The following is a 23,432-nucleotide window of genomic DNA, read 5'->3' on the forward strand; positions in this document are numbered from 1 at the left end:
CTGCGGGAGGCGTCCTTCTTGTTTATACGGAACTGCGGTGCGGCGCCTTAGGTTACGGGCGCCGCTGCTTCCTAGTCGCGGAAGCGGGGCTTGCGGGCACCGGCAGCGGCGCTGTCGCGGAAGCCGCCTTCACGCTTCTTGAACGGGCGGTCGCTGCCGCGGTCGCCGAAGGAACGCTCGCCGTCGCGCTTCTTGAAATCCTTCTTGAAGCCGCCGCGGTCGGCACGGTCGTTGAAGCTGCCGCCGCCTTCACGCTCGCGGGCCGGCTTGCGGCCCTTGTCCAGCTCGAGGTGGATCAGCTCGCCGCCGATCCGGGTGCGGGACAGGGCGCGCAGCTGGTCCTTGGACAGGTCTGCAGGCAGTTCCACCAGGGTGTGGTCTGCACGGATGTCGATGCCGCCGATCTGCGCGGAGGACAGGCCGCCCTCGTTGGCAATGGCGCCGACAATCGAGCCGGGCAGCACGCGCTGGCGGCGGCCGACGGCGATGCGGTACGTTGCATTGCCTTCGGTCAGCGGACGCGTCGGGCCGCGGGAGCCGACGCCGTCGTTGCGGCCTTCGGAACGCTCGCGCTGGCGGGCAGGAGCCTGCGGGATTTCCCGCAGCAGCAGGTCGCGGCCACCCTGGGCCATGACGGCCAGGGCTGCTGCAACGTCTTCGGCGGGAACTTCGTGCTCGGCCAGGTACTTGGTCACCAGGTCCCGGAACACCGCGATGTCCTCGGAACCGAGGGTTTCCGTGATCTTCTCGGAGAACTTGGCCAGGCGCTTCTCGTTGACGACGTCGACGCTCGGCAGCTGCATGTGCTCAACCGGCTGGCGCGTGGCCTTTTCAATGGCCCGCAGCAGGTACTTCTCACGCGGGGTCATGAACAGGATGGCGTCGCCGGTGCGTCCTGCACGGCCGGTGCGGCCGATGCGGTGGACGTAGGACTCAGTGTCATGCGGGATGTCGTAGTTGACGACGTGGCTGATGCGCTCGACGTCGAGGCCGCGGGCGGCAACATCCGTGGCAACCAGGATGTCGATCTTGCCGTCGCGGAGGGCCTCGACCGTGCGCTCACGTTGCTGCTGCGGGATGTCGCCATTGATGGCGGCGGCGTTGTAGCCGCGGTCCTTGAGCTTGTCAGCCAGGTCTTCGGTGGCCGCCTTGGTCCGGACGAACGCGATAACGCCGTCGAACTCTTCGGTTTCCAGGATGCGGGTCATTGCATCCAGCTTGTGCGGGCCCATGACCTGCACGTAGCGCTGGCGGGTGTTCGCACCGGTGGTGGTCTTGGACTTGACCGTGATTTCCGCAGCGTTGTTCAGGTACTTCTTGGCAATCTTGCGGATGGCCGGCGGCATGGTGGCGGAGAACAGGGCAACCTGCTTGCTCGCCGGAGTGGAGGAAAGGATCTGCTCCACGTCTTCGGCGAAGCCCATGCGCAGCATTTCGTCAGCCTCATCGAGCACCAGGTACTCGAGGTTGGACAGGTCCAGGGAACCCTTGGCGATGTGGTCAATCACACGGCCGGGGGTGCCCACAACAACCTGGGCGCCGCGGCGGAGGCCGTTGAGCTGGGGGCCGTAGGCGGAACCGCCGTACACGGGAAGCACGGTGATGCCATCCATGTGGACTGCGTAGGAGGTGAAGGCTTCTGCAGACTGCAGGGCCAGTTCACGGGTGGGTGCAAGCACCAGCACCTGGGTGTCCTTGGTGGCCGGGCGGCCGGCGAGCAGGGACAGGGCAGGAACGGCGAATGCCGCGGTCTTGCCGGTACCCGTCTGGGCCAGGCCGACGACGTCGCGGCCTTCGAGCAGCAGGGGAATGGTAGCTGCCTGGATGGGAGACGGCGTTACGTAGCCGACATCCTTCAGGGCTGCCAGGACGCGCTCGTCCAATCCGAAGTCGCTGAACAGCACAGTGTTCTCTTCGGTTTCGGGAGCGGCGTTTTCGACGTTGGTGTTTTCCAGCGTGGCTTCAGACAAGAGGTGATCCTCATTCAATCGGGGAGCAGGCAACCAAGAGGCTGCAGGACGTAAGTCCGGCGCTGTTGCAATCCCAGGCAGGACTTTCCGTCACAGCTGTGGGCCGATTTCACTGGATTGTGTCTACGACCGGTGTGACGATTTCTTTGCCGGCGCTCCCCAAAAGATGAATCTGCCCGCATTAGAAATGCGGGCCCCAACACAACGTACCGTACGGGTTTCGGTGGTGATTTTCAGTGAAAATCTCGATGAACCGTAGGAAAATAAGGGAATACCGGAGTGGGGGATGTTTTCCAGTGTACGGCATCCCTGCGTCCGGTGCGTGGTCGGGGCCGGTGAGCTTGCGCACAGCGGCCCCGGGCAGGGCTAACCCCGGGCCGGCACTGGGGCCGTGGACCGTGCGGTTTTGGCCGACATCGTGCGCAGGACCTTGAGTATTTCCGGTGACAGCGTGATCTCACCGGCGCTGCGGGATGCCTGCAGCGCCGCGGCCTGTTCGGCGTCAAGGCCGCGGAAGACGTCACGGACGCTCACGCCGTGGCTGGGTTCGGTCAACACCTCCACCGCATCCCCCGCAGCGATGCTGCCGCGGCGGCGGACCCGGAGATAGGTGCCCACGCGTCCGGCCTCCGCAAAGCGGCGCTGCCAGTTCGGCACCTCCATCCGCCGCTGGAAGTTGCGGCAGGGGGTGCGGGGACAGGTCACTTCCACCTCGACGTCGTCGCCGATCCGCCACCGCTCGCCGATCAGGGCGGCAGTGGCGTCCAAACCGTCCAGCCGCAGGTTTTCACCGAACAGGCCGGGCGGGACCGCGCGTCCCAGTTCCCGGGCCCAGTAGTCGGCGTCGGCCTGGGAATAGGCGTAGATGGCCTTGGATTCTCCGCCGTGATGTTTGCGGCTGGCCTGCAGGTCTCCGGTCAATCCCAGGGGATGGACCTTCACTGGTCCTGCCACGGCGCGTTTGTCGATGGCAGTGACGCCGGTGGCGTCCTTGGTGGGCAGAAGGCCGTGCAACAGGCAAACAGCGAGCAGCGAACCGGTTCTCATGCCAGCAGTCTAGGGCTGCGGCTCCGTGGCCCGCTGCAACCCGGGCGGATTGTTGCGCCACCAGTGGCGCGGGCGGCTGCCCCAATAGTTGACGGACCACCAGGCCAGGAGCCCGATGCCCCAGAAGACTCCGGCGCTGGAGGCCATCAGCCACGGCTCGGGCAGCTGGGAATCCAGGTTGGGTGCATTGAACAGTTCGCCGATGGTCTTGGGCGAGTAAATGAAGATCACCAGCGAGGAGGCCAGCAGGAGGAATCCGGTGATCCGGAGTTTCCGGCGCTGCGGCTCCAAGTCCATCAGGTTCCGGGCCAGGACCGGGATGAAGAGTGCCACCCAGACCCAGTGGTGTGACCAGGAGACGGGGGAAATCAGGAGCATCAGCAGCGCGGTGGCTGCCAGGGCGGTGAAGGTCTCTCCGCGGTTGCCGGCCAGGCGGATGACGACGGCGGTAGCCGCGACAGCCAGCAGCGAAAGGAGAAGCCACGGAAGGTCGACGGGGAAGTCCGGGCCGCCGAAGTGCAGGATGGCGCCCTTGATCGAGAGGTTGTCCACGTAGCCGGCGCCGCCGATCCTCGAGGTGTCCGGCAGCAGGTCCAGCCAGTACGTACGTGATTCCCGCGGGAGGATCAGGAAGCCAAGGGCGAAGGTCGAGAGGAAGCCGTAGGCCATGTTGCGCAGTCCGCGCCAGTCGCCCCGCGCCAGGAAGTACAGGCCGAAGACCAGCGGGGTGAGTTTCAGTCCGGCAGCCACGCCTGTCAGCAGACCGGTGGGCCAGCCTTCCTTCTTGATCACGAAGTCGGCCATGATCAGCCCAAAGAGCAGGATGTTGATCTGCCCGAAGGCCTGCGTTTCGCGCCATGGTCCTAGCAGCACGATCAAGCCGGTGCCGGCGATGGCCAGCGGCCGGAGCCAGGGGTGGCGGAGTACGTCCATGGCTCCCTCGCGGCGGAAGACATAGCGGACTGCCCAGACGGCGGTGGCTGCGGCAATGGCGATGGAAATGCCGGTGAAGATGTTCAGCCCCACGCTCTGGCCGAACGGAGCCAGCACTGCAAAAACCAGCGCGGCAAAAGGCGGGTAGGTGAAGAGCAGGCTGCTGTCGGCGTCGTACTGGACGGCCTTCGTATACAGTTCGCCGGCGGCGTCAATGACGCTCTGCCCGCCGGACAGGTAAACACTGAAGTCGAGGCCGTGACGCGGCGACAAGTCGAAAGCTGTCCATACGAGCAGCCCGGCTAATGCCAGCGCTCCCAGGGTCGCAACGGTCCGCACAAAAGCGGATCGGTGGATCTGGCCCATTGTTCTCCCTGTAAGACTGCCGGCCGCGCTCGTGGCGCTACATAGCGTTTTTCGTGTCGATCTTGACACCCGCAAGTCTACCGGGCAGGCTGCTCCTCCTCCCCCGCCCGGAGGCAGGCGATAGGCTGGCCGGACCAGATCAAGTAAGCGAAAGGTCCCCCATGTCCCCCGCGCTTCAAGCCATCACCAATGCCCATGTGGTTCCCGTCACCGGCAGGCCCTTCGACGGCACCGTCCTCGTCGAGGACGGACGGATCCGGGAACTGGGGCCCGACGTCGTTGTGCCCGACGGCGCGGAGGTGCTGGACGCCGGCGGGCAGTGGCTGCTGCCCGGGCTGGTGGATGCGCATACCCACCTTGGCGTGCATGAAGAGGGTGAAGGCTGGGCCGGCAACGATTCCAACGAGATGACGGATCCGGTGATGGCGGGCGTCCGCGCCCTGGACGCCGTAAACCCCTTCGATACGGGCTTCGACGACGCCCTGGCCGGCGGAGTGACCACGGCGAACATCAACCCCGGCTCCGGCAACCCGATCGGCGGGCAGGCAGTGGCGCTGCACACGCACGGGCGTTATCTGGAGGAAATGGTGCTGCGCGCACCCAGCGGCCTGAAGTCCGCGCTCGGAGAGAACCCGAAGCGGATCTACAGCGACAAGAAGCAGACCCCCTCCACCCGTCTGGGCACGGCGATGGTGATCCGGCAGGCCTTTATGGATGCGCAGAACTACCTGGGCAAGGCGGACCCGAACGCCCGCGACCCGCACCTTGAAGCCCTTGCCATGGTGCTCAAGCGGGAAATTCCCTGGCGGCAGCACGCCCACCGGGCGGACGACATCGGCACCGCCCTGCGGCTGGCGGACGAGTTCGGCTACGAGCTGGTGCTCGACCACGGCACCGAGGCCCATCTGCTGGCCGATGTCCTGGCCGAACGCGGCATTCCGGTGCTCATAGGGCCGCTCTTCACCACCCGCTCGAAGGTGGAGCTGCGCGGCCGCAGCATGGCCAATCCGGGGAAGCTTGCCGCTGCCGGAGTGGAGATCTCCATCATCACCGACCATCCGGTGGTCCCCATCAATTTCCTGATCTACCAAGCCGCACTGGCGGTGAAGGAGGGGCTGGACCCCGACGAGGCGCTGCGCGCCGTGACGATCAATCCCGCCCGGGTGCTGGGCCTCGCGGACCGGCTCGGTTCCCTGGAACCCGGCAAGGATGCCGATCTTGTCCTGTGGAGCGGGAATCCGCTGGACGTGATGCAGCGTGCGCTGAAGGTGTGGATCGGCGGCCGGGAGGTCTACCGCTACGACCTTGACGCCCGCGAACAGATCGTGGCGCCCCGCTGATGGGACTCGGTTCCGGCACCCCCGCGCCGCGCACTCCCCCGCCTCGCACCCGCCCTCCCGGCATCATCCGGGCGGCGGCTGCCGCCTGGCTCGTGGCGGCCGTCCTGGTCGCCGTTGCGGGCATTTCGTTTATCGTCTCGGCCCGAACGCAGCATCAGGACAGCGCTGCACTGACGATGATGGGTGCCCTTGCCCTGGTCCTCGCTGCACTGAGCGCCTACAGCGTGCTGCGGCTGCGGGCCGGTAAGCGCAGCGCCCGGGAAACACTCAGCAGTATCGGTGTGATTGCCGGGTTCCCCCTGCTTTTCCGCGGCCCGGCGTTAGTGGCCGTAGGACTGGTGCTGCTGGCCTGCACGGCGTTGCTCTGGCTGCCGCAGAGCAGCAGGTATTTCCAGCTCCGGGACCCGAAGAAGCGTGCCGCTAAGGGCCGCCGGCCCCGTTAGCCGCCTTTTCGGGTTGCCTCCCTGCACCGCTGCCGGCACAACTTCCACCCAATGCTGCTTGGTGCTCCCGAGGTCCCCTCGCTTTGGGGAGATCCCTGCGGTTTGTGACAAATCCTGCTGGGCGCGGCGCAGGGATCCGGACATCCCGCGGGGAATCGGACAAACCGCAGGGATTCCGACGGTCAGGTGCTGATGCTCCCTGCCTGTGCGGCCACAGCCCCACCAGTGGGGGCGGTTGATGCTGCTGAGGTCCTGGGCGACCGCCGGGTGGGAAATCCTGCGGGCAGTTCCTGCCAAACCTCCCACCGGCCCCTCCCCCGCCGGGCCGCAAGGCCCGCCGCAGAGCTAGAGCTGCCCCAGCGCCTGGTCGAGGTCCGCAATCAGGTCCTCGACGTCCTCCAGGCCAACCGACAGCCGCAGGAGGTTCTCCGGTACGGCCAGCTCGGTGCCCTTGACCGAGGCATGGGTCATTTCCGAGGGGTAGTTCATCAGGGACTCCACCCCGCCCAGCGACTCAGCCAGCAGGAACAGCCGCGTGGATTCCGCCACCTTCCGGGCCGCAGCCTCGCCGCCCTTGAAGGACACCGAAACCATGCCGCCGAAGTCCTTCATCTGGGCCTTGGCCAGGTCATGCCCCGGATGCTCTTCCAGCCCCGGATACAACACCTGGTCCACGGCGGGCTGTTCCTTGAGCCACTTCGCCACGGTCATGGCAGTAGCCGAATGCCGGTCCATCCGCACCGCGAGGGTCTTCAGCCCGCGGGTGGTCAGCCAGGCCTCCATCGGCGCCGATACCGCACCGACGGCAAACTGAATGAACCCGACCTCCTCCGCCATGGCGTCGTCGTTCAGGATTACGGCACCTCCCACGGCGTCGGAATGCCCGCCGATGTACTTGGTGGTCGAGTGCACAACGACGTCGGCGCCCAGGGCCAGCGGCTGCTGCAGGTACGGCGACGCAAAGGTGTTGTCGACCACCAGGAGAGCGCCGGCGTCGTGCGCTGCCTGCGCCGTTGCGGCAATATCGCTGATTTTCATCATCGGGTTCGACGGCGTTTCCAGCCACACCAGCTTCGTGTTCCCGGCCGCAACGGCAGCCGCGATAGCTGCGGCGTCGGACATATCCACCGCCGTATTGGTAATCCCCCACTTGCCCAGCACCTTGTTGATGAGGCGGTAGGTTCCGCCGTAGGCATCGTTGCCCAGGACGATGTGGTCTCCGGGGGCAAGCAGCCCGCGGATCAGGGCATCCTCGGCGGCAAGCCCGGAGCTGAAGGAGAAGGCATGCTTTCCGCCTTCCAGGGCAGCGAGCTGCTGCTGCAGCGAATCGCGGGTGGGGTTGGTGCCGCGGCCGTACTCATAGCCGTTGCGCAGGCCGCCGATGCCGTCCTGGGCGTAGGTGGTGCTCTGGTAGAGGGGCGGAATGACTGCGCCGGTGGTGGGATCCGGTTCCTGCCCCGCATGGATGGCGCGGGTGCTGAAGCTGGTCATGGTGTTCTCCTTGCGCCGGCCGGAGCCGGCAGGTTGGTACAAAACAGCGCACCTGCGAAGGTGTGCCGGGTTAGAGGCTCAGGTACGAAAGTAGGTCGTGCCGGGTCAGCATGCCAACGGCCGTGCCATCGGACGTAACCATGACGGCGTCGTCCTCCTGCAGCTTCGAACGGGCAGCGGCCACGGTGTCCCCCGTACCGACAAAGACCGGACGCGGCCCCATGTGCTCGCTGATCCGATCCGTAGGCTTGGCCTCGCCGCGGAAAAGCTTCTCCGTCAGCGAGCGCTCATCCACCGAGCCGAGGACTTCGCCCAGGACCACCGGCGGTTCCTGCGAGAGGACAGGCAGGTAGGAGACCCCGTATTCATTCAGGATGGCGATGACATCCCGCACGGTTTCGTTCGGATGGGTGTGGACCAGTTCAGGCAGCGAACCGTCCTTGGTGGCCAGCACGTCGCGGACGGTGGCCTGCTCCCCGCCGTCCTGCAGGAAACCGTAGGAGCGCATCCAGTCGTCATTGAAGATCTTGCCCATATACCCGCGGCCGCTGTCCGGCAGCAGGACCACGACGACGTCGTCGGGCCCCAGCGAGCGCGCTACCTCAAGGGCCGCCGTCACAGCCATGCCCGAGGATCCGCCTACCAGCAGGCCTTCCTCCCGGGCCAGCCGGCGGGTCATCGCGAAGGACTCTGCGTCCTTCACGGCAATCACCTGATCGGGCACGGACGGGTCATAGTTGTCCGGCCACATGTCCTCCCCCACGCCTTCCACGAAATAGGGGCGCCCGGCACCGCCGGAATACACGGAGCCGTCCGGGTCCGCGGCAATCACGCGCACCGGCCCGCTGGCACGGTCCGCGGAGACCTCCTTCAGGTAGCGTCCGGTGCCGGTGATGGTGCCGCCCGTACCGGCACCTGCCACGAAGTGGGTCACCCGGCCGTCTGTATCTGCCCAGATTTCCGGTCCCGTGGATTCGTAGTGGCTGGCCGGGGCCGACGGGTTGGAGAACTGGTCCGGCTTGTACGCGCCGTCGATCTCACGCACCAACCGGTCGGAGACCCCGTAGTAGGAGTCGGGGCTGTCCGGAGCGACCGCCGTCGGGGTGACCACCACTTCGGCACCGTACGCACGCAGCACGTCCCGCTTCTCCACCCCCACTTTGTCCGGGGTAACGAAGATGCATTTATAGCCCTTCTGCTGGGCCACCAGCGCCAGTCCGACGCCGGTGTTGCCGCTGGTGGGCTCAACCACCGTGCCGCCGGGCAGCAGCTTCCCCTCACGCTCGGCCGTGTCGATCATCTTCACGGCAATGCGGTCCTTCACGGATCCGCCCGGGTTCAGGTACTCCAGCTTCACCAGGACGGTGGCACTGATGCCCTCGGTCACGTGGTGGAGCTTCACCAAGGGAGTGTTGCCGATCAGGTCCAGGACGGTATTGGCATACTTCATGTGACCCACGGTACTTCTTTGTCTCCGCTGTGGCATGGGGGACGGAACGCGGCGTAGCAAAAGCCACATCCGGGCGGCCAGGAGTGCGGGCAGTAGCGGGGGTGGTCCGTGCAACGATAGTTGCATGTCCTTCACTGCCGCTGTTCCAGCGCTGCAGCAGGCTCCGTCCGGTCTGGTGCGCTACTGGGAGTCCCCCGCCCCGTACTGCCTGCAGACTTCGCTGCGCATCCTGGTGCGCGGTAAGCAGGATCCGACCATCCGCCTCGGTCCGGGCGTTGCCTGGCTGGCTTTCCTCACCCCGGAGGGCCCGGCCACCCTGAACCTTCGGGAGGAACCTGTCCCCGCCCCCGGCGCACGGGTCCGCGCCCAGGCCTGGGGACCGGGTGCCCGGTGCGCGCTGGACTCGGTACCCGCCCTGCTGGGCGAACACGACGACTGGTCCGGTTTTGACGACGACGCGTTCCTCGCCACCCTGCCCCGGTTGGTCACCGAAACCCGGCGCCGAAACCCCTCCCTGCGGCTGCCGAGCACGGGCCGGATCATGGACAGCCTGATCCCTGTGGTGCTGGAGCAGAAAGTCACCGTGCTGGAGGCCTACTACGCATGGCGCTACCTTGTGACCCGCTACGGCGTAGAGGCACCCGGCCCGGCGCCGTCGGGCATGAAAGCCGCCCCGGCCCCGGAAACCTGGCGGAAGATCCCCAGCTGGGACTGGCACCAGGCACGGGTGGACCTTTCCCGTTCCACCACCATCCTGCGGGCCTGTGCGCTCGCCTCGGGGCTGGAGCGGCTGGCAGAGGATCCACTCGGCGAGGACCTGACCGCCAAGCTCTGCTCGGTTCCGGGAATCGGAGCGTGGAGCGCTGCGGAAATCACCCAGCGGACACACGGTGCTCCGGATTCGGTCTCCGTTGGCGACTATCATCTGGCCGCCTACGTTGGCGCGGCACTCACCGGGAAGCGGACCGACGACGCCGGCATGCTGGAGCTGCTCGCACCCTGGCAGGGACACCGCCAGCGGGTGGTGCGGATGATCATGCTCAGCGGTTACCGCAAGCCCACCTACGGACCGAAGCTCGCCCCGATGGACCACCGCCGCCGCTGAGGCAGGGTGCCTGTCCCGGGTCGGGTCCCGGGTCGGCGGCAACGAAATTCCCCGCTCGCAGAGCTCACAGGAAATATTAAAGCCGCCTCCTCCGGACCCCTCTCCAGCGAATGCACGCTAGGAGGCTGCTGGTTCCCCGCTGGCTGCCAGCCCGCTGACCGCTTCCTCACGCATGGCCACCTTGCGGATTTTGCCTGAGACCGTCATGGGGAAGCTGCCGCGGATCTGCACGTACCGGGGAATCTTGTAGTGGGCCAGCCGGTCACGGCAGAACTCGGCAATGGCCGCCGCATCCGGTTCAGGTGCACCGGGGACCGGAATGATGCAGGCCATGAGCTCCTCTCCGTACCGCTCATCCGGAACGCCGATCACCTGGACATCGGAGATCGAAGGGTGCGTGTAGAGGAACTCCTCGATCTCCCGCGGATAGATGTTCTCCCCGCCGCGGATGACCATGTCCTTGATGCGTCCCTCCACGCTGACGTAGCCCTCTTCGTCCATCCGGGCCAGGTCCCCGGTATGCATCCAGCCGTCGGCGTCGATCGCCTGGGCGGTTGCCTCCGGCTGGTTCCAGTACCCGGCCATCACGCTGTAGCCGCGGGTGCACAGTTCACCGATTTCTCCGTAGGGCACCTGCTCCCCTGTTCCGGGATCCACCACTTGGCTTTCCAAATGGGGCATGGTGCGTCCCACGGTGCGGGTGCGGCGCACCAGCGAGTCCCCGCGCCGGGTCATGGTGGAAACCGGCGAGGTTTCGGTCATCCCGTAGCAAATAGCCACTTCGGCCATATTCATCTCGCCGATCACCCGTTTCATGATCTCCTCGGGGCAGGGCGAACCGGCCATCACGCCGGTCCGGAGCGAGGAAAGGTCGTACCGGCCGAACTCCGGCAGCCCCAGTTCGGCAATGAACATGGTCGGCACCCCGTACAGGGACGTGCCCCTGTACGTTTCGACGGCGGCGAGCGCCCGGCCGGCGTCGAAGGTCCGGGACGGAATGATGGTGGCGGCGCCGTGCGAAAGGGCTGCAAGGTTACCGATGACCATCCCGAAGCAGTGGTAGAACGGCACCGGAAGCACCACGCGGTCCGCTTCGGTGTAGCCCAGCAGTTCGCCGATGAAGTAGCCGTTGTTCAGGATGTTCGAATGGGTCAGCGTTGCACCCTTGGGGAAGCCGGTGGTTCCGGAGGTGTACTGGATGTTGATGGGGTCCCCGGGCTGCAGTCCAGCCATCCGTTCCGCCAGGGCAGCTGCCCCCGGCTCACCTGTTTCCCTTCCCTCCGCAGCCAGCACCTCGAAGCTGTCGGCACCGACCCCGGATAGGAATACCAGCGTCTCCAAGCCGGCCCCGGTTTCGAGGGCGCTCCGAGCCATGGCCTCGTAGTCGTTGCGCTGGTCGCTCGGGGCGGTGAGCAGCATCCGCATTCCACTCTGTTTCACCACGAAGTCCAGTTCCGCCTGCCGATAGGCCGGGTTGACGTTTACCAGGATGGCACCGGCCTTGGCAGTGGCGTACTGGGCAATGGTCCATTCCGCACAGTTGGGTGACCAGATGCCCACCCGGTCCCCTGCTTGGATCCCTCGGGCCATCAGGCCGGCCGCGACGTCGTTGACCTGCCGGTCCAGTTCGGCATAGGTCCAGGACCGGCCGGTGGGGGCATCGATCAGCGCGGTGGCATCGGGAAAGCGGCGGACGGTCCGCTCAAAATTTTCTCCGATGGTTTCCGCCAACAAGGGAATCTGCGACGGGGAAGCGGCGTATGAGGACAAGGCAGGCTCCTTTGGCTGCGGGACAGGTGGCGGCAACGCTATCAACACTTTGCTTCCCTGCGAAGGGAGCGCCTGATCTTGCCGAGCGCGCCCCGCGACGGCGGTCTTGAGAAAGTCCTATGGTGGGGAAATGACTGAAGAAACCAATACCCCCATCAATCTCCGCGCCACTATGGTCCCGAACGCCGGTGAACACACGCGGGTGAAGCTGGCCCTGGACATCGCCATTGAGCAGGTACGGATGGAACCGGGCTGCCTGCGCTACGAAATCATTGAGGACTCGGAGTCGGCAATTGTGCTGGCGGAACAGTGGGCCTCCCGCGAGGACCTGGAGCGCCACGCACGCGGTGCCGCCCTCCAGGACCTGCAGGAATCCCTCAGCGCACTGCTGGCCGAACCGCTGAAGGTGGAACAGGTCTAACCGTTCATCAGTACGGGATGGCTCAGTACGGAATGACAGAGAGCCGGTAAATCGAATCCGGTTCCGCCCCGAAGCGCTTCAGGACGGCCACCACTGCTTCCTCGTGCTCTTCGTCCACCGCGGCCTGCACCCGCAGCCGGTCCTCAAAGTCGATTCTCCGCTTTTCGCTGCGGAAAGCCTCGGTACGGACGGTTCCGGTGTAGGCCGCGGCGTCGGACATCTCCAGGGATCGCGCGCCGGCCATCAGCAACGCGTCCCGCAGGCCGTCAACCCGATCCGTATTGACCACGGCGCTGACCAGCCGGCTGGAACGCCCCCGCCGGGCATCTTCGGCGCCCTCGCTGGCCGCCCGGCCCGCCGTTGCGGGGCGGGCGCTAATGCCGCTCAGGGAGTATGCGGAGGCACCCTGCTGGACCCGGTCCTGGTCCTCCTGGTCGGGCCCGGCCTCTTTCAGCCCAATGGTGCGGGAAATAATGACGGCCACAATCCAGCTCAGCACGAAGGAAAAGAGCACCACGGAGACTATGGCCACCGTCTGGTGCCACAGGAGCACTCCGCCGCCGCCGGAGAAGATGCCGTCGTCACTGACGGGGTTTACCGAGCTGTCGGCGAAGAAACCCAGCAGGAACGAACCCAGCACGCCGCCCACAAAATGGACGGCGATCACGTCCAGTGCGTCGTCGTAGCGCAGCACATGCTTGAGCCGGACAGCCACCGCACAGAGGCAGCCGGCGATCAGTCCGATCAGGAGGGCTGCGCCGGTGCCCACGTACCCGGCGCAGGGGGTAATCGTCGCCAGTCCGGCCACGGCGCCGGAGACGGCACCCACCAAGGTGCAGCGCCCATTGCCTATCCGTTCCACGAGCAGCCAGGTAAGCATCGCGGCCGCCCCTGCCACGTGGGTATTGATCAGGGCCTGCGCGGCAATGCCGTTGGCCTGAAGCCCGTCTCCCGCGTTAAAGCCAAACCACCCGAACCAAAGGATGCCGCCGCCAACCAGCATCAGCGGAAGGTTGTTCGGTGAGGTCCGGAGGTTCGGCCAGCCGCGCCGCCGGCCAACCACCAGCAGCACCGCCACCGTTGCTGCGCCTGCAGAGGCATGGACCACCATGCCGCCGGCCCAATCCTGGGCACCAAGTTGGAACAGCCATCCTTTGGGATGCCAGAGCCAGCGCGCCACCTGCGGGTACACCAGAATGGAAAATGCGGCCAGGAACACCACCCATCCGCCGAACCGGAGCCGGCCCGCCGTCGCTCCCGTAAGCAGCGCAGGCGTAATTACGGCGAACATCATCTGGTAGGCCACGAAGGCGAGCGTCGGTATGGTCACACCCGCGGCCACCGAATGGAACTGCGGGGTGTCGAGCTCGAGCAGCGCAAAGGCGTCGAAGTCGCCGACCACGGAATTGCCCTTATTGCTGAACGCCAGCGTGTACCCCACCAGCACCCAGGTCAGGGAAATGATCCCCAGCGGAATGATGTTCTGCATCATCATGGTCAGGACGTTGCGTACCGGCACCATCCCGCCGTAAAAGAGGGCCAGCCCCGGTGTCATAAACAGCACGAGCCCCGCACAGACCAACACCCATGCCGTGTCCGCCCCGTTCATGCCGGGCCCCGCATGGATATGGCTGTACCGGTACCGGTTCTTTCGGTGCTTATCGTCCCGCTGCTGCCGTACATGTGGTCCCCGCTTCCAACCCCTTTAGAGGGGCCGTTGGCATTCGAGTGGCGGGGCCCGGAAACCCGGTGCCGGCGCCCGGACACGTCGAGCTTACCGCCGGGCCGCAGGGCATCAGAAGGGAACGGGCACAGAGCGAAGCCGGCGGGGCCGAATTGGTTTCGGTCCCGCCGGCTCGCCTGTTCTCCGGGCGCGCTTACCCGGCGAGAGGACGCGTTAGTGTGAGCCCAGCATTCCGTTGGGGTCAATAACGTACTTCTTCGCCACGCCCGAATCGAATTCGCGGTAGGCCTCCGGTGCCTGGTCCAGGCTGATCGGAGTGGCGCTGACCGCCTCGGCGATCTGCACCTTGTCATGCAGGATCGCCATCATGAGCTCCCGGTTGTACTTCATCACCGGACACTGCCCGGTGGTGAAGGACAGCGACTTGGCCCAGCCGGTACCCAGATTCAGGCTCAGCGACCCCTGCTGTGCAGCCTCGTCCACGCCGCCCGGATCGCCGGTGACGTACAGTCCCGGGATGCCCAGTGCCCCACCGGCAGCCGTGACGTCCATCAGCGAGTTCAGCACAGTCGCCGGTGCCTCGCTGCTTGACCCGGCACCGTGGCCGCGGGCCTCGAACCCGACGGCGTCGACTGCGCAGTCCACTTCCGGCACCCCAAGGATCATTTGGATCTGGTCCTGCGGAGCACCCAGCGATACATCCACGGTTTCGCAGCCGAAGCTGCGGGCCTGGGCCAGCCGCTCCTCGTTCAGGTCGCCGACGATCACAACGGCGGCGCCCAGCAATTGTGCCGAGACTGCTGCCGCCAGGCCGACGGGCCCTGCCCCGGCAATGTAGACGGTGGAGCCGACCCCCACCCCGGAGGTGACAGCGCCGTGATAGCCGGTGGGGAAGATATCCGAAAGCATGGTGAGATCCAGGATCTTCTCCATGGCCTGGTCCTTGTCCGGGAACCGCAGGAGGTTCCAGTCTGCGTAGGGCACCATGGCGTATTCGGCCTGGCCGCCCACCCAGCCGCCCATGTCCACGTATCCGTAGGCGCTGCCGGGACGTTCGGGGTTCACGTTCAGGCATATCCCGGTTTTGCGTTCCTTGCAGTTGCGGCAGCGGCCGCAGGAAATATTGAACGGCACGGAGACCAGGTCCCCAACCTTGATGAACTCCACGTCCGATCCGGTTTCCACCACTTCCCCGGTAATTTCATGGCCCAGGATCAGGTTGGGCGGCGCCGTCGTCCGCCCGCGGACCATGTGCTGGTCCGATCCGCAGATGTTGGTGGTGACCACCTTCAGGATCGCTCCGTGCGGAAGTTTGCGCCCGATGTTGGCCGGGTTCACGCCCGGCCCGTCCTTCAGTTCGAAGCTGGGGTAGTCGATGTCCTGGACTTCCACTACGCCCGGTTCCAGGTAAGCAATTCCTCGATTGGAACTCATGTCTTCCTCGCTGTCTCGTCGTCGTTGACGTCCGCGCTGCTCGCTCCCCCGTGCGCTCCCCATGCGCTCCCCAGGCGGTGCGCCCTGTGGAAGCGAGCGTACAACGGCCGCTGCGGCGACGGTAGACGGTGCTGTTATCGGATCCGCGAGGACGGACGGCTCTCTTAACGCAGTCAGGGAAGCATCCTGGAGCGGATGCTTCCCTGAAGAAAGAGCGGGTGGGACTAAGCCTGCTTGGCCTGCCCGTTGGAGCCTGCTGCTGCCTCGCGCTCCTGAGCGGCAATCTGCTCGTGTACGGCCTTCATGTCCAGGCCCTTGACTGCTTCCACCAGTTCGCTGAACTGGCTGGCGTTCAGGGCGCCGGGCTGCGAGAACACCAGCACCTTCTCGCGGAAGGCCATGAGGGTGGGGATGGAGGTGATGCCGGCGGCAGCTGCCAGACCCTGTTCAGCCTCGGTGTCCACCTTGGCAAAGGTAATGTCGTCGTGCTGCTGCGAAACGGAATCGTACACGGGTGCGAACTGCTTGCAGGGACCGCACCAGTCCGCCCAGAAGTCCACGAAGACGATGTCATTTTCCTCGATGGTCTCGGGGAACGTTGCTTCGGTGATGTCGATAGTAGCCATGGTCCAACGCTAGCCGCGGCCGGCTGCATTGTCTCTAGCTGTTCGCTGTCCGGTGAAGCGCCCCTAGGCCCGCGGCAGCTTCGTCAACCGGCGGATGACGGGCAGTGCCGCTGAGAGGGCGCTCCGCTCCTCGCTGCTCAGCTGCTCCAGCAGGGCCGCCATCAGTGCCGTCCTGCTGCCGTTGGCTTCCTGAAGCGATTCCCCTCCCTGCGAGGTGAGAGTCACCCGGACACCGCGGGAATCATGGGGATCCGGGCTGCGCTTCAGCAGGCCCGCACCCTCAAGGCGGATGATCTGCTCCGTGGCGCTGGGGACCTTCACTCCGAGGTTCCGAGCGATCTCGCTCACTCGCATCCCCTCGCCGGCGGCCATCTTCATGATGCTGACCTGCGTGGCGCTGAAGTCCGTATCCGCGTCCATGTTGCGCGCAATGTACAGTGCCAGCCGGAGGGACTCGCGGAATTCCTCGGCGAGCTCGTCCAGGGCGGAATCGCTACTCATATTTAGGGACCCTAATATCTAGTGGGCTGGGGCGCAAGGGCCCGGAAACCGGAAAAACCCGCCCTCACCGAAGTGAGGACGGGTTTGTCGGTGGCAGATACTGGATTCGAACCAGTGAAGGCGTTGCCAGCTGATTTACAGTCAGCCCCCTTTGGCCGCTCGGGTAATCTGCCGAGCGTCTTCAAGCGAAGACGTTGTCCGCAGCAGCTGCGGACAAGACAACTTTACCGAAGATTCTCCGAAGTTACGAATCGAGCCCGAAACAGAGTCCTGCCGGTCCGTTTCCGGCCGTTGCCGGCGGGGTGCAAACCGCCCCCGGGCCGCTTATCGGAGCCCCTACAGCCCCCGTGTGATTCGATCTTCGAGCTGGGCATAGAACCGGTCGGCCTGGGCCTGGGTCACCGATCCCCAGGCGACGGCGTTCCCCAGGTCCGTACGGATCCCTGCCAGGCGTTCCTCGCGTCCGCGGTCGACGCCGGCGGCCTCTGCCGCACTGTCCACGTTGGACGATACCGGAGACGACACGGGGCAGACCGCGGCCCGAGCCGGCGCCGCACCGACGACTCCAAGCCCCGCTGCTGACGCTGCCGCCAGGAAGGACCCGGCGGCCGCGGTGCGGATCCTGACAGCTGCAGGGCGGCGGACTGAAGGACGGGAAGCGGCACTGGGATTGTTTTCCACCCCCTCACCCTTCCCCGCCCCGATGGGACGACGCCGGGCGTTTGCTGTGTACCGGCTGGGAACGGGGCGCCATCGGGGCGCGGACCTACTACGCTAAGTAGCAGGAAAAGTCACCAACTTAGAGGAGTCCCGAAATGGCCAGCGAGTCCACGTTCGACGTCGTTAGCAAGATCGATAAGCAGGAAGTGGCCAACGCGCTGAACCAGGCGCAGAAGGAAATCGTCCAGCGCTACGATTTCAAGGGCGTCGGCGCGGAGGTGGACTTCAGCGGCGAGAAGATCCTGATGAAGGCCAACTCGGAAGACCGGGTGAAGGCCGTACTGGACGTGCTCCAGTCCAAGCTGGTTAAGCGCGGCATCTCCCTGAAGTCCCTGGATGCCGGCGAGCCGTACGCTTCCGGCAAGGAATACCGGATTGAGGCCTCCATGAAGGAGGGCATCGCCCAGGACCAGGCCAAGAAGATCAACAAGCTGATCCGCGACGAAGGCCCCAAGGGCGTCAAGTCCCAGATCCAGGGCGACGAGCTGCGGGTCAGCTCCAAGTCCCGCGATGATCTGCAGGCCACCATGGCCCTGCTCAAGGGTGCGGACCTCGAAGTCGACCTGCAGTTCATCAACTTCCGCTAAGTCACAGCACAACACTTACGACGGCGCCTCCCCCGCAGCGGGGACGGCGCCGTCGGTGTTTACAGCAGCACGTCGGCTTAGAGCGCGACGTCGTCGGCTGCAGGGCCGTCGTCGCCGTAGTCCTCCAGTGCTTCCCCGCCCACGGCTTCGCCCATCCAAGTGAGCAGCTGCCACGGGCCGAAGCCGCCGCCCGGCAGCTCTTCCGCTTCGAGCACGGCAACGCCGGTGTTGCTCAGGGCGTTCGCCACAATAAAGTCCGGCCCCACATTCTCGGCCCGCGCGGTGGCCCAGGCCCGGATGATCGCCCCGTGGCTGAAGATTGCCGGGGATTTCAACCCTGCGGCAGCCAGCTCCTCCACCACGGAGTCAAAGCGCCCCAGCGTCTCGGCTCCGTCCGGGCCGCCGGGCATCCGGACTGCAGTGTCACCGGAGACCCAGCGGTAAACGGTTTTCAGGTAAGTGATGATCGCGTCCCGGTCATTGCGCATTTCCAGGTCTCCGGCGAAGACCTCCCGCAGCCCGTCGCGGATCTGGACCGGCAGGCCCAGGGCGGCTGCCAGGGGCTCGGCGGTGAGCTGGGTGCGGACCAGGTTGGAGGCAAAGATCCCGTCGATGGGTTCGTGCCCGAGGGCTTCGGGCAGCGCCGCCGCCTGCTCCCTCCCCAGCTCCGTCAGCCCCGGTCCGGGGACTGCGGTGTCGAGGTGATGCTCCACGTTGGAGGGGGTCTGACCGTGACGGACAAGTATCAGTCGCATGCTCGAAGCCTACTTCGTCAGCGGATGACGGATCAGCACCGCGTCAGGCGCCCAGGGTGCGGCCGGCCATCCGTTCCAGCCGCTGGATGCGGTCCGCCATCGGCGGATGGGTGGCCAGCAGGCCGCGCACACCCGCACGGAACGGGTTGGCGATCATCAGGTGGGAGGTGTTGGCCAGCTTCTGGTCATTGCTCGGCAGCGGAGCGCGCTGGGTTCCGCTCTCCAGCTTGCGCAGGGCCGAGGCGAGCGCCAGCGGATCGTTGGTGAGCTTCGCACCGTCTTCGTCGGCGTCGTACTCGCGGGTCCTGCCGATAGCCATCTGGATCAGCGACGCGGCCATCGGCGCCAGGACGGCCATGGCAATCATGGCCAGCGGGTTGGCATTGCGCCGGTCCCCGCCCCCGAAGAAGAGCAGGAACTGCCCCAGCGAGGTGATGACGCCGGCAATGGCAGCCGCCACGGAGGAGGTCAGGATGTCCCGGTTGTAGACATGCATCAGCTCGTGGCCGAGCACGCCGCGCAGCTCACGCTCGTTCAGCAGCGCCAGGATGCCCTGCGTGCAGCACACCGCAGCGTGCTGCGGGTTGCGGCCGGTGGCGAAGGCGTTGGGCGCCATGGTGGGCGAAATGTAGAGCCGGGGCATGGGCTCCCCGGCCTGCAGGGAAAGCTCACGGACAATCCGGTACATCTCCGGTGCCTGCGCCTCGGTGACGGGCACGGCACGCATTGCCCGGATGGCGAGCTTGTCACTGTTCCAGTAGCTGTACGCGGTGGTGGCCAGGCCGATGACGAGGAAAACCCAGATAAACGCCGGGCTTCCGGTTCCACTTGAAAGCAGGGCCCCGATTCCCAGCAGCACGGCGAAAAGCACGCCGAACAGGGCTGCCGTCTTGAGGCCGTTGAAATGTCGGTGCACGGGTACAAAGTCCTTTCAGGCAGGCCGTTTCAGGCCCGCAGCGTCCGGTAAATGCATATACTTCAACGTTTAACCGGGCCGGACTGTTCCTGCTCCGACGAGGGTTCAGGGCTCCGGATGCTGTGCGTCGTACCGTGCAAACCGGGGCTGGCTGCGCGCCAGCACCACCACCAGGGCCAGACAGATCAGTCCGCCCAGCACTGCCGCCCAGCCCTCCCCGACCAGGGAGGCGTCCACGCCTGCCACCAGGTCGCCCAGCCGCGGTCCGCCGGCCACCACCACCACGAACACACCCTGCAGCCTGCCGCGCATGGCGTCCGGGGTGGCGGACTGCAGGATCGTGGACCGGAAGACACCGCTGATGGAATCGGCTATCCCGGCACAGGCCATCGCGAGCGCCGCGGGAATGAGCCACCGGGAGGGGACCGCGCCGTCGTTGGAGCCGGCCAGCACCACCACGACGCCGAACGCCGTCACCGACAGGCCCCAGGCCGCTACGGACCAGAGCACGGCCAGGCCCTGCCGGCGCACCAGCCCGAGCGGCCCGGAAAACAAGCCGGCGAGGAAGGCGCCCACGGCGGTGGCCGCCAGCAGCACCCCCACGGTGGTGGCGCCGCCGCCGAGCATCAGCGCCCCGATCGCCGGGAGCAGCGCACGGGGCTGGGCAAACACCATGGCGCACAGGTCCACCACGAAAGTCATGCGGATGTTGGGACGGGTGCCCAGGAACCGGAACCCCTCCAGCACGGAGCCCAGCCCCGCCTTCTGCACCTTGCCCACCGGCGGCATGGGCGCCAGCCGGTACAGCGCCCACATGGCGGCGGTGAAGGTGACGACGTCGATGGTGTAGGTCCAGCCGTAACCCACCCGGGCCACCAGCACTCCGGCCAGCAGGGGCCCGGCAGTCATGGCCAGACCGAAGGTCATCATGCTCAGCGCATTGGCGGCGGGCAGCAGTTCGGGACGGACCAGGCGGGGGATGATGGCGCTGCGCGCCGGCTGGTTCAGCCCGCCCGCCCCTGCATTGACGGCCACGAGGAAGTACAGCAGCCAGACGTTGCCGACCCCGGCCCAGGCCTGGGCTGCTATCCCGATCGTGCTGAGCCAGAGCAGGCCCGACGAGAACAGTGCAACCTTGCGCCGGTCATACGCGTCCACCACCGATCCGCCGTACAGCCCGGCCAGGACCAGGGGCACCAGGCCCACCAGCCCGAGCAGCCCGACGTTGAAGCTGGATTTCGTCAGCTCGTAGACCTCCAGGCTGACCGCCACGAGGGTGAGCTGGGTTCCGACGGCGGAGAGCGCGGTTCCGGTCCAGAGCCGGCGGAATTCGGGGCTTTCGCGCAGGGGCGTGAGGTCAGCGAGCAGTCTTGGCACCAGAGCAGTCTAGGGGCCTGCCGGGCCGGTTCCGGCGCACCACACGCGCACCCTAATAGAAAGCATGCTTAGGATAAGACGAAACCGATTTCCCCGCACCCTGCCGAAGGAGTAACCGCTGTGTTTACCCGCAACGTTGCCGAAGGAATCCACCGCATTGAGCATGCCCACGTGAATGTCTACCTGGTCGAGGACGACGACGGCGTGGCGGTGATCGACGCCGGCCTGCCGGGAATGTGGCCGCACCTTACCGGCGCGCTGGACGAGTTGGGCTACGGCGCCGGCGATGTCCGGGCGCTGGTGCTGACACACGCGCATTTCGACCACGTGGGCACTGCCGCACGGCTGCGGCAGGAGTACCGCACGCCCATCCTGGTGCACGACGCCGACCGGTACATTGCCGCGCACCCCTACCGCTACCGGCACGAGACCAACCGGTTCCTGTATCCGCTGCGCTATCCCAAGTCGGTTCCCGTCCTGGGCGCGATGACCCTCGCCGGGGCACTGAACGTGCGCGGCGTGACCGACCTGCACAGCCTTACCCCGAAATCCGGGGACGCACTGCCGGGCAGGCCACGGATCCTGTACACGCCCGGGCATACCGCCGGCCACGTGGCCCTGCACTATCCGGACCGCGGGGCCCTGATCAGCGGCGATTCGCTGGTCACCCTCGATCCCTACACCGGCGCCAAGGGGCCGCAGATCGTTTCGGGTGCCGCCACCGCTGACAGTGCCCAGGCGCTCGCCTCCCTCTCCCTGCTGGCGGAGACCGATGCTCCCCTGCTGCTCACCGGGCACGGGGAGCCGTGGCGGGACGGCTCGGCGGCGGCCGTGGAACAGGCTCTGGCCCGCGGCGCGTCCTAGCCCTGTTCGCCGCTCCGGGACGCGGCGTCGTCCAGGTCCTGCGCCAGGACCTCCAGTAGCCGGGAATCCCCGATGGGGCGGAAATGCCCCATGGTTTCCAGTTGGATGTTCCGCGCCCCGGTTAGGTGGCTCCCGGCCGGGATATGCGGATCAAAGCTGCTGTACACCGAAGTGATCCGGGCGTTTACGTCCTCGTTGCGCAGGAGCTTCTGCAGGAACGGGTCCCGGGGCGAGAAGGCGCGGATCGCCGCGAGCGGAAACAGGTTGGCATAGACCGAGCCGGAGAAGGGCGTGTTGACGGCGATCATGCGGTCCACCCGCGCGCCGCCGTCGGGGAGGGTCATCAGGTGCTTGCCGATCAGCCCGCCCTTGCTGTGTGCCAGCACCAGGACGCCCTGCAGGTTCGCCTCCGCCAGGTATCGTTCCACCAGCACCGCCATGTCCTCGATGGAGCCGCGGTTGTAGCCCAGCGGCGCCACGGTGTGCACCGGATGGCCCCTCTCATAGAGGTAGTCGGCCAGCGGGCGCAGGAACTGCCAGTTTTCGTAGACGCCGGGGATCAGCACCACCGGAGCCCGCACCGCACCCTCCGGATGCAGATACGCCGCCGGGTCCCGGCGGAAGATGAAGCCGTGCACCTGCCAGTACGCCACGTATAGATAATCCGAGGCCCAGCCCCGCGCCTGCCGCGCCCACCGGAAGATCCGTCCCTGCCGGCGCGGACGGACACCGGGGCGTGGAGACGTCACTGGACGGCGGCCGCCGTGCGCATCAGCTCGGCGGTTTCCTTCGGGCGGGTGTACATCACCACGTGCGGCTGGCCGGGGATTTCCGCCGTCACCGCGCCCGGCCGGGCAAGGGCCAGCCGGGCCAGCCAGTCGGCGCGCACCACGGGGTCCTTCCCGCCGCGCACCAGCAGGACCGGAGGCTTTACCTCGCCGATCCGCTCCTCGAGGCGGTGGCGGATCATCACGGGCAGCGTGGACAAGTACCAGCGGGGACCGGCACGCAGGTAGTCGGTGACCAGGATGTAATTGACGGCCGGAGGTTCGCCCATGCAGTCCTGCATCAGCCGCAGTGCCTGCAGCGGGGCGGAGCGCTCGGCGTCGTTGATGGTCGGCCCCAGCAGGACCACTGACGAGGCCGCGTCCGGGGCGGCGAGCGCCATCTCCACCACTACCTGGCAACCCATGGAATGGCCCACCCACTGGGCGCCGCGGATGCCGGCGGTATCGAGCGCCTCTGCGGCGATGCGTCCGAACTCTTCCATCTGCAGCTGCCTGCGCGGCTTCGGGGTGGAGCCGAAACCGGGCAGCTCGAGGGTATGGACGATGGAGTTGCGGGCCAGTTCCCAGATCAGCGGGCGGTAGTACCGCTCCGAGGCGCCGATCCCGTGCACCAGGACCACCTCGGTGCGGGTTTCGGTCCAGTCTGGTGTTCCGGCGTCGTCAAAGCGGCGGTAGGTGCGGATATCCACGTGCGTGTCCCCTACCGTGACGCGCTGGAATCCCGTTCGAGCTTCTGCTGCAGGCACTGTGCCTCTGCTTCCTGTTTCGTCGAGACGCTTGTCGGGACGCTTTAAGGCCAGCGTACCGGCGCCGGAGCAGGTTAGGCGATCCTTATTATGAATAA

At 66.4% G+C, this 23,432-nt stretch carries 22 protein-coding genes and 1 tRNA gene; 6 read left to right on the top strand and 17 right to left on the bottom strand.

The genetic code is table 11. The annotated features are described in order from the left end of the window. Positions 1-71: 71 nt before the first annotated feature. From N2K98_RS13680 to N2K98_RS13690, 3 genes are all read right to left on the bottom strand, one after another. Positions 72-2,003 carry a DEAD/DEAH box helicase gene (locus N2K98_RS13680; RefSeq protein WP_370646366.1) on the bottom strand — a complete coding sequence of 644 codons (1,932 nt, stop codon included), beginning with the start codon at positions 2,001-2,003 and terminating at the stop codon, positions 72-74. Between the two features lie 333 nt (positions 2,004-2,336). Beyond that, positions 2,337-3,017 carry an MOSC domain-containing protein gene (locus tag N2K98_RS13685; protein WP_255864992.1) on the bottom strand — a complete coding sequence of 227 codons (681 nt, stop codon included), beginning with the start codon at positions 3,015-3,017 and terminating at the stop codon, positions 2,337-2,339. A 9-nt stretch (positions 3,018-3,026) separates the two neighbouring features. Next, positions 3,027-4,316 carry a glycosyltransferase 87 family protein gene (locus N2K98_RS13690; protein WP_255796953.1) on the bottom strand — a complete coding sequence of 430 codons (1,290 nt, stop codon included), beginning with the start codon at positions 4,314-4,316 and terminating at the stop codon, positions 3,027-3,029. 161 nt (positions 4,317-4,477) lie between these two features. On the opposite strand from N2K98_RS13690, the gene N2K98_RS13695 reads away from it, so the two are divergent. Continuing rightward, entirely contained in the window at positions 4,478-5,656 is a 1,179-nt protein-coding gene (locus N2K98_RS13695) for an amidohydrolase (protein WP_255864991.1), read from the top strand. Further along, complete coding sequence (locus tag N2K98_RS13700; protein WP_255864990.1) at positions 5,656-6,099, top strand: hypothetical protein; 444 nt, start codon at positions 5,656-5,658, stop codon at positions 6,097-6,099. Before N2K98_RS13695 ends, N2K98_RS13700 begins: the two co-directional genes overlap by 1 nt. 345 nt (positions 6,100-6,444) lie before the next feature. On the opposite strand, the gene N2K98_RS13705 is transcribed toward N2K98_RS13700, so the two are convergent. Further along, the gene (locus N2K98_RS13705; protein ID WP_255864989.1) at positions 6,445-7,590 is read right to left on the bottom strand and encodes a cystathionine gamma-synthase; all 1,146 of its coding nucleotides are present in this window, start codon (positions 7,588-7,590) and stop codon (positions 6,445-6,447) included. A gap of 70 nt (positions 7,591-7,660) precedes the next feature. After that, complete coding sequence (locus N2K98_RS13710; protein WP_255796949.1) at positions 7,661-9,040, bottom strand: cystathionine beta-synthase; 1,380 nt, start codon at positions 9,038-9,040, stop codon at positions 7,661-7,663. 124 nt (positions 9,041-9,164) lie between these two features. Between N2K98_RS13710 and N2K98_RS13715 the strand changes: the two genes are divergently transcribed. Then, positions 9,165-10,145 (top strand): DNA-3-methyladenine glycosylase family protein, encoded by a 981-nt coding sequence (locus N2K98_RS13715; RefSeq protein WP_255864988.1) that lies wholly within the window; start codon positions 9,165-9,167, stop codon positions 10,143-10,145. Between the two features lie 117 nt (positions 10,146-10,262). Here the strand turns inward: N2K98_RS13715 and N2K98_RS13720 are convergent, their stop codons facing one another. Then, positions 10,263-11,915: an AMP-binding protein gene (locus N2K98_RS13720; RefSeq protein ID WP_255864987.1), complete on the bottom strand. Its 1,653-nt coding sequence runs from the start codon at positions 11,913-11,915 to the stop codon at positions 10,263-10,265. 130 nt (positions 11,916-12,045) lie between these two features. Between N2K98_RS13720 and N2K98_RS13725 the strand changes: the two genes are divergently transcribed. Next, complete coding sequence (locus N2K98_RS13725) at positions 12,046-12,336, top strand: putative quinol monooxygenase (RefSeq protein WP_255796947.1); 291 nt, start codon at positions 12,046-12,048, stop codon at positions 12,334-12,336. A 22-nt stretch (positions 12,337-12,358) separates the two neighbouring features. Here the strand turns inward: N2K98_RS13725 and amt are convergent, their stop codons facing one another. From amt to N2K98_RS13755, 6 genes are all read right to left on the bottom strand, one after another. Next, on the bottom strand, positions 12,359-13,945 hold the full coding sequence (amt, locus tag N2K98_RS13730) for an ammonium transporter (RefSeq protein ID WP_255796946.1): 1,587 nt from the start codon (positions 13,943-13,945) through the stop codon (positions 12,359-12,361). Between the two features lie 288 nt (positions 13,946-14,233). Then, positions 14,234-15,454, bottom strand: a complete 1,221-nt coding sequence (gene fdhA / locus N2K98_RS13735; protein ID WP_255864986.1) for a formaldehyde dehydrogenase, glutathione-independent — start codon at positions 15,452-15,454, stop codon at positions 14,234-14,236. Positions 15,455-15,678: 224 nt separating this feature from the next. Beyond that, positions 15,679-16,080 (bottom strand): thioredoxin, encoded by a 402-nt coding sequence (gene trxA / locus N2K98_RS13740; protein ID WP_146360930.1) that lies wholly within the window; start codon positions 16,078-16,080, stop codon positions 15,679-15,681. Positions 16,081-16,143: 63 nt separating this feature from the next. Continuing rightward, complete coding sequence (locus N2K98_RS13745; protein WP_255796944.1) at positions 16,144-16,581, bottom strand: MarR family winged helix-turn-helix transcriptional regulator; 438 nt, start codon at positions 16,579-16,581, stop codon at positions 16,144-16,146. 91 nt (positions 16,582-16,672) lie between these two features. Next, positions 16,673-16,754 (bottom strand) — tRNA-Tyr (locus N2K98_RS13750). Between the two features lie 163 nt (positions 16,755-16,917). Next, entirely contained in the window at positions 16,918-17,262 is a 345-nt protein-coding gene (locus N2K98_RS13755; RefSeq protein ID WP_255864985.1) for a hypothetical protein, read from the bottom strand. Positions 17,263-17,396: 134 nt separating this feature from the next. On the opposite strand from N2K98_RS13755, the gene N2K98_RS13760 reads away from it, so the two are divergent. Further along, on the top strand, positions 17,397-17,888 hold the full coding sequence (locus N2K98_RS13760) for a YajQ family cyclic di-GMP-binding protein (protein ID WP_227933012.1): 492 nt from the start codon (positions 17,397-17,399) through the stop codon (positions 17,886-17,888). 77 nt (positions 17,889-17,965) lie between these two features. Here the strand turns inward: N2K98_RS13760 and N2K98_RS13765 are convergent, their stop codons facing one another. From N2K98_RS13765 to N2K98_RS13775, 3 genes are all read right to left on the bottom strand, one after another. Continuing rightward, the gene (locus tag N2K98_RS13765; RefSeq protein WP_255864984.1) at positions 17,966-18,643 is read right to left on the bottom strand and encodes a histidine phosphatase family protein; all 678 of its coding nucleotides are present in this window, start codon (positions 18,641-18,643) and stop codon (positions 17,966-17,968) included. Positions 18,644-18,686: 43 nt separating this feature from the next. Then, positions 18,687-19,559, bottom strand: coding sequence for a zinc metalloprotease HtpX (gene htpX / locus N2K98_RS13770; protein WP_255796941.1), 873 nt, complete (start codon positions 19,557-19,559; stop codon positions 18,687-18,689). Between the two features lie 105 nt (positions 19,560-19,664). Next, positions 19,665-20,936 carry an MFS transporter gene (locus tag N2K98_RS13775; RefSeq protein WP_255864983.1) on the bottom strand — a complete coding sequence of 424 codons (1,272 nt, stop codon included), beginning with the start codon at positions 20,934-20,936 and terminating at the stop codon, positions 19,665-19,667. A 120-nt stretch (positions 20,937-21,056) separates the two neighbouring features. Between N2K98_RS13775 and N2K98_RS13780 the strand changes: the two genes are divergently transcribed. Further along, positions 21,057-21,800: an MBL fold metallo-hydrolase gene (locus N2K98_RS13780; RefSeq protein ID WP_255864982.1), complete on the top strand. Its 744-nt coding sequence runs from the start codon at positions 21,057-21,059 to the stop codon at positions 21,798-21,800. On the opposite strand, the gene N2K98_RS13785 is transcribed toward N2K98_RS13780, so the two are convergent. After that, positions 21,797-22,549, bottom strand: coding sequence for an esterase/lipase family protein (locus N2K98_RS13785; protein WP_255864981.1), 753 nt, complete (start codon positions 22,547-22,549; stop codon positions 21,797-21,799). The two genes, N2K98_RS13780 and N2K98_RS13785, sit on opposite strands and share 4 nt — an antisense overlap. After that, positions 22,546-23,334, bottom strand: a complete 789-nt coding sequence (locus N2K98_RS13790; protein ID WP_255864980.1) for an alpha/beta fold hydrolase — start codon at positions 23,332-23,334, stop codon at positions 22,546-22,548. The genes N2K98_RS13785 and N2K98_RS13790 overlap by 4 nt, the downstream gene beginning before the upstream one ends. Positions 23,335-23,432 lie beyond the last annotated feature (98 nt).

Source organism: Arthrobacter jinronghuae, from assembly GCF_025244825.1.
Classification (GTDB): Bacteria; Actinomycetota; Actinomycetes; order Actinomycetales; family Micrococcaceae; genus Arthrobacter_B; species Arthrobacter_B jinronghuae.

Coding starts and splice junctions, on each gene's coding strand:
- N2K98_RS13760 (WP_227933012.1), top strand. CDS start 17,397: ATGGCCAGCGAGTCCACGTTCGACGTCGTTAGCAAGATCGATAAGCAG.
- N2K98_RS13705 (WP_255864989.1), bottom strand. CDS start 7,590: ATGACCAGCTTCAGCACCCGCGCCATCCATGCGGGGCAGGAACCGGAT.
- N2K98_RS13710 (WP_255796949.1), bottom strand. CDS start 9,040: ATGAAGTATGCCAATACCGTCCTGGACCTGATCGGCAACACTCCCTTG.
- N2K98_RS13745 (WP_255796944.1), bottom strand. CDS start 16,581: ATGAGTAGCGATTCCGCCCTGGACGAGCTCGCCGAGGAATTCCGCGAG.
- N2K98_RS13695 (WP_255864991.1), top strand. CDS start 4,478: ATGTCCCCCGCGCTTCAAGCCATCACCAATGCCCATGTGGTTCCCGTC.
- amt (WP_255796946.1), bottom strand. CDS start 13,945: ATGAACGGGGCGGACACGGCATGGGTGTTGGTCTGTGCGGGGCTCGTG.
- N2K98_RS13690 (WP_255796953.1), bottom strand. CDS start 4,316: ATGGGCCAGATCCACCGATCCGCTTTTGTGCGGACCGTTGCGACCCTG.
- fdhA (WP_255864986.1), bottom strand. CDS start 15,454: ATGAGTTCCAATCGAGGAATTGCTTACCTGGAACCGGGCGTAGTGGAA.
- N2K98_RS13715 (WP_255864988.1), top strand. CDS start 9,165: ATGTCCTTCACTGCCGCTGTTCCAGCGCTGCAGCAGGCTCCGTCCGGT.
- trxA (WP_146360930.1), bottom strand. CDS start 16,080: ATGGCTACTATCGACATCACCGAAGCAACGTTCCCCGAGACCATCGAG.
- N2K98_RS13700 (WP_255864990.1), top strand. CDS start 5,656: ATGGGACTCGGTTCCGGCACCCCCGCGCCGCGCACTCCCCCGCCTCGC.
- N2K98_RS13725 (WP_255796947.1), top strand. CDS start 12,046: ATGACTGAAGAAACCAATACCCCCATCAATCTCCGCGCCACTATGGTC.
- N2K98_RS13765 (WP_255864984.1), bottom strand. CDS start 18,643: ATGCGACTGATACTTGTCCGTCACGGTCAGACCCCCTCCAACGTGGAG.
- N2K98_RS13685 (WP_255864992.1), bottom strand. CDS start 3,017: ATGAGAACCGGTTCGCTGCTCGCTGTTTGCCTGTTGCACGGCCTTCTG.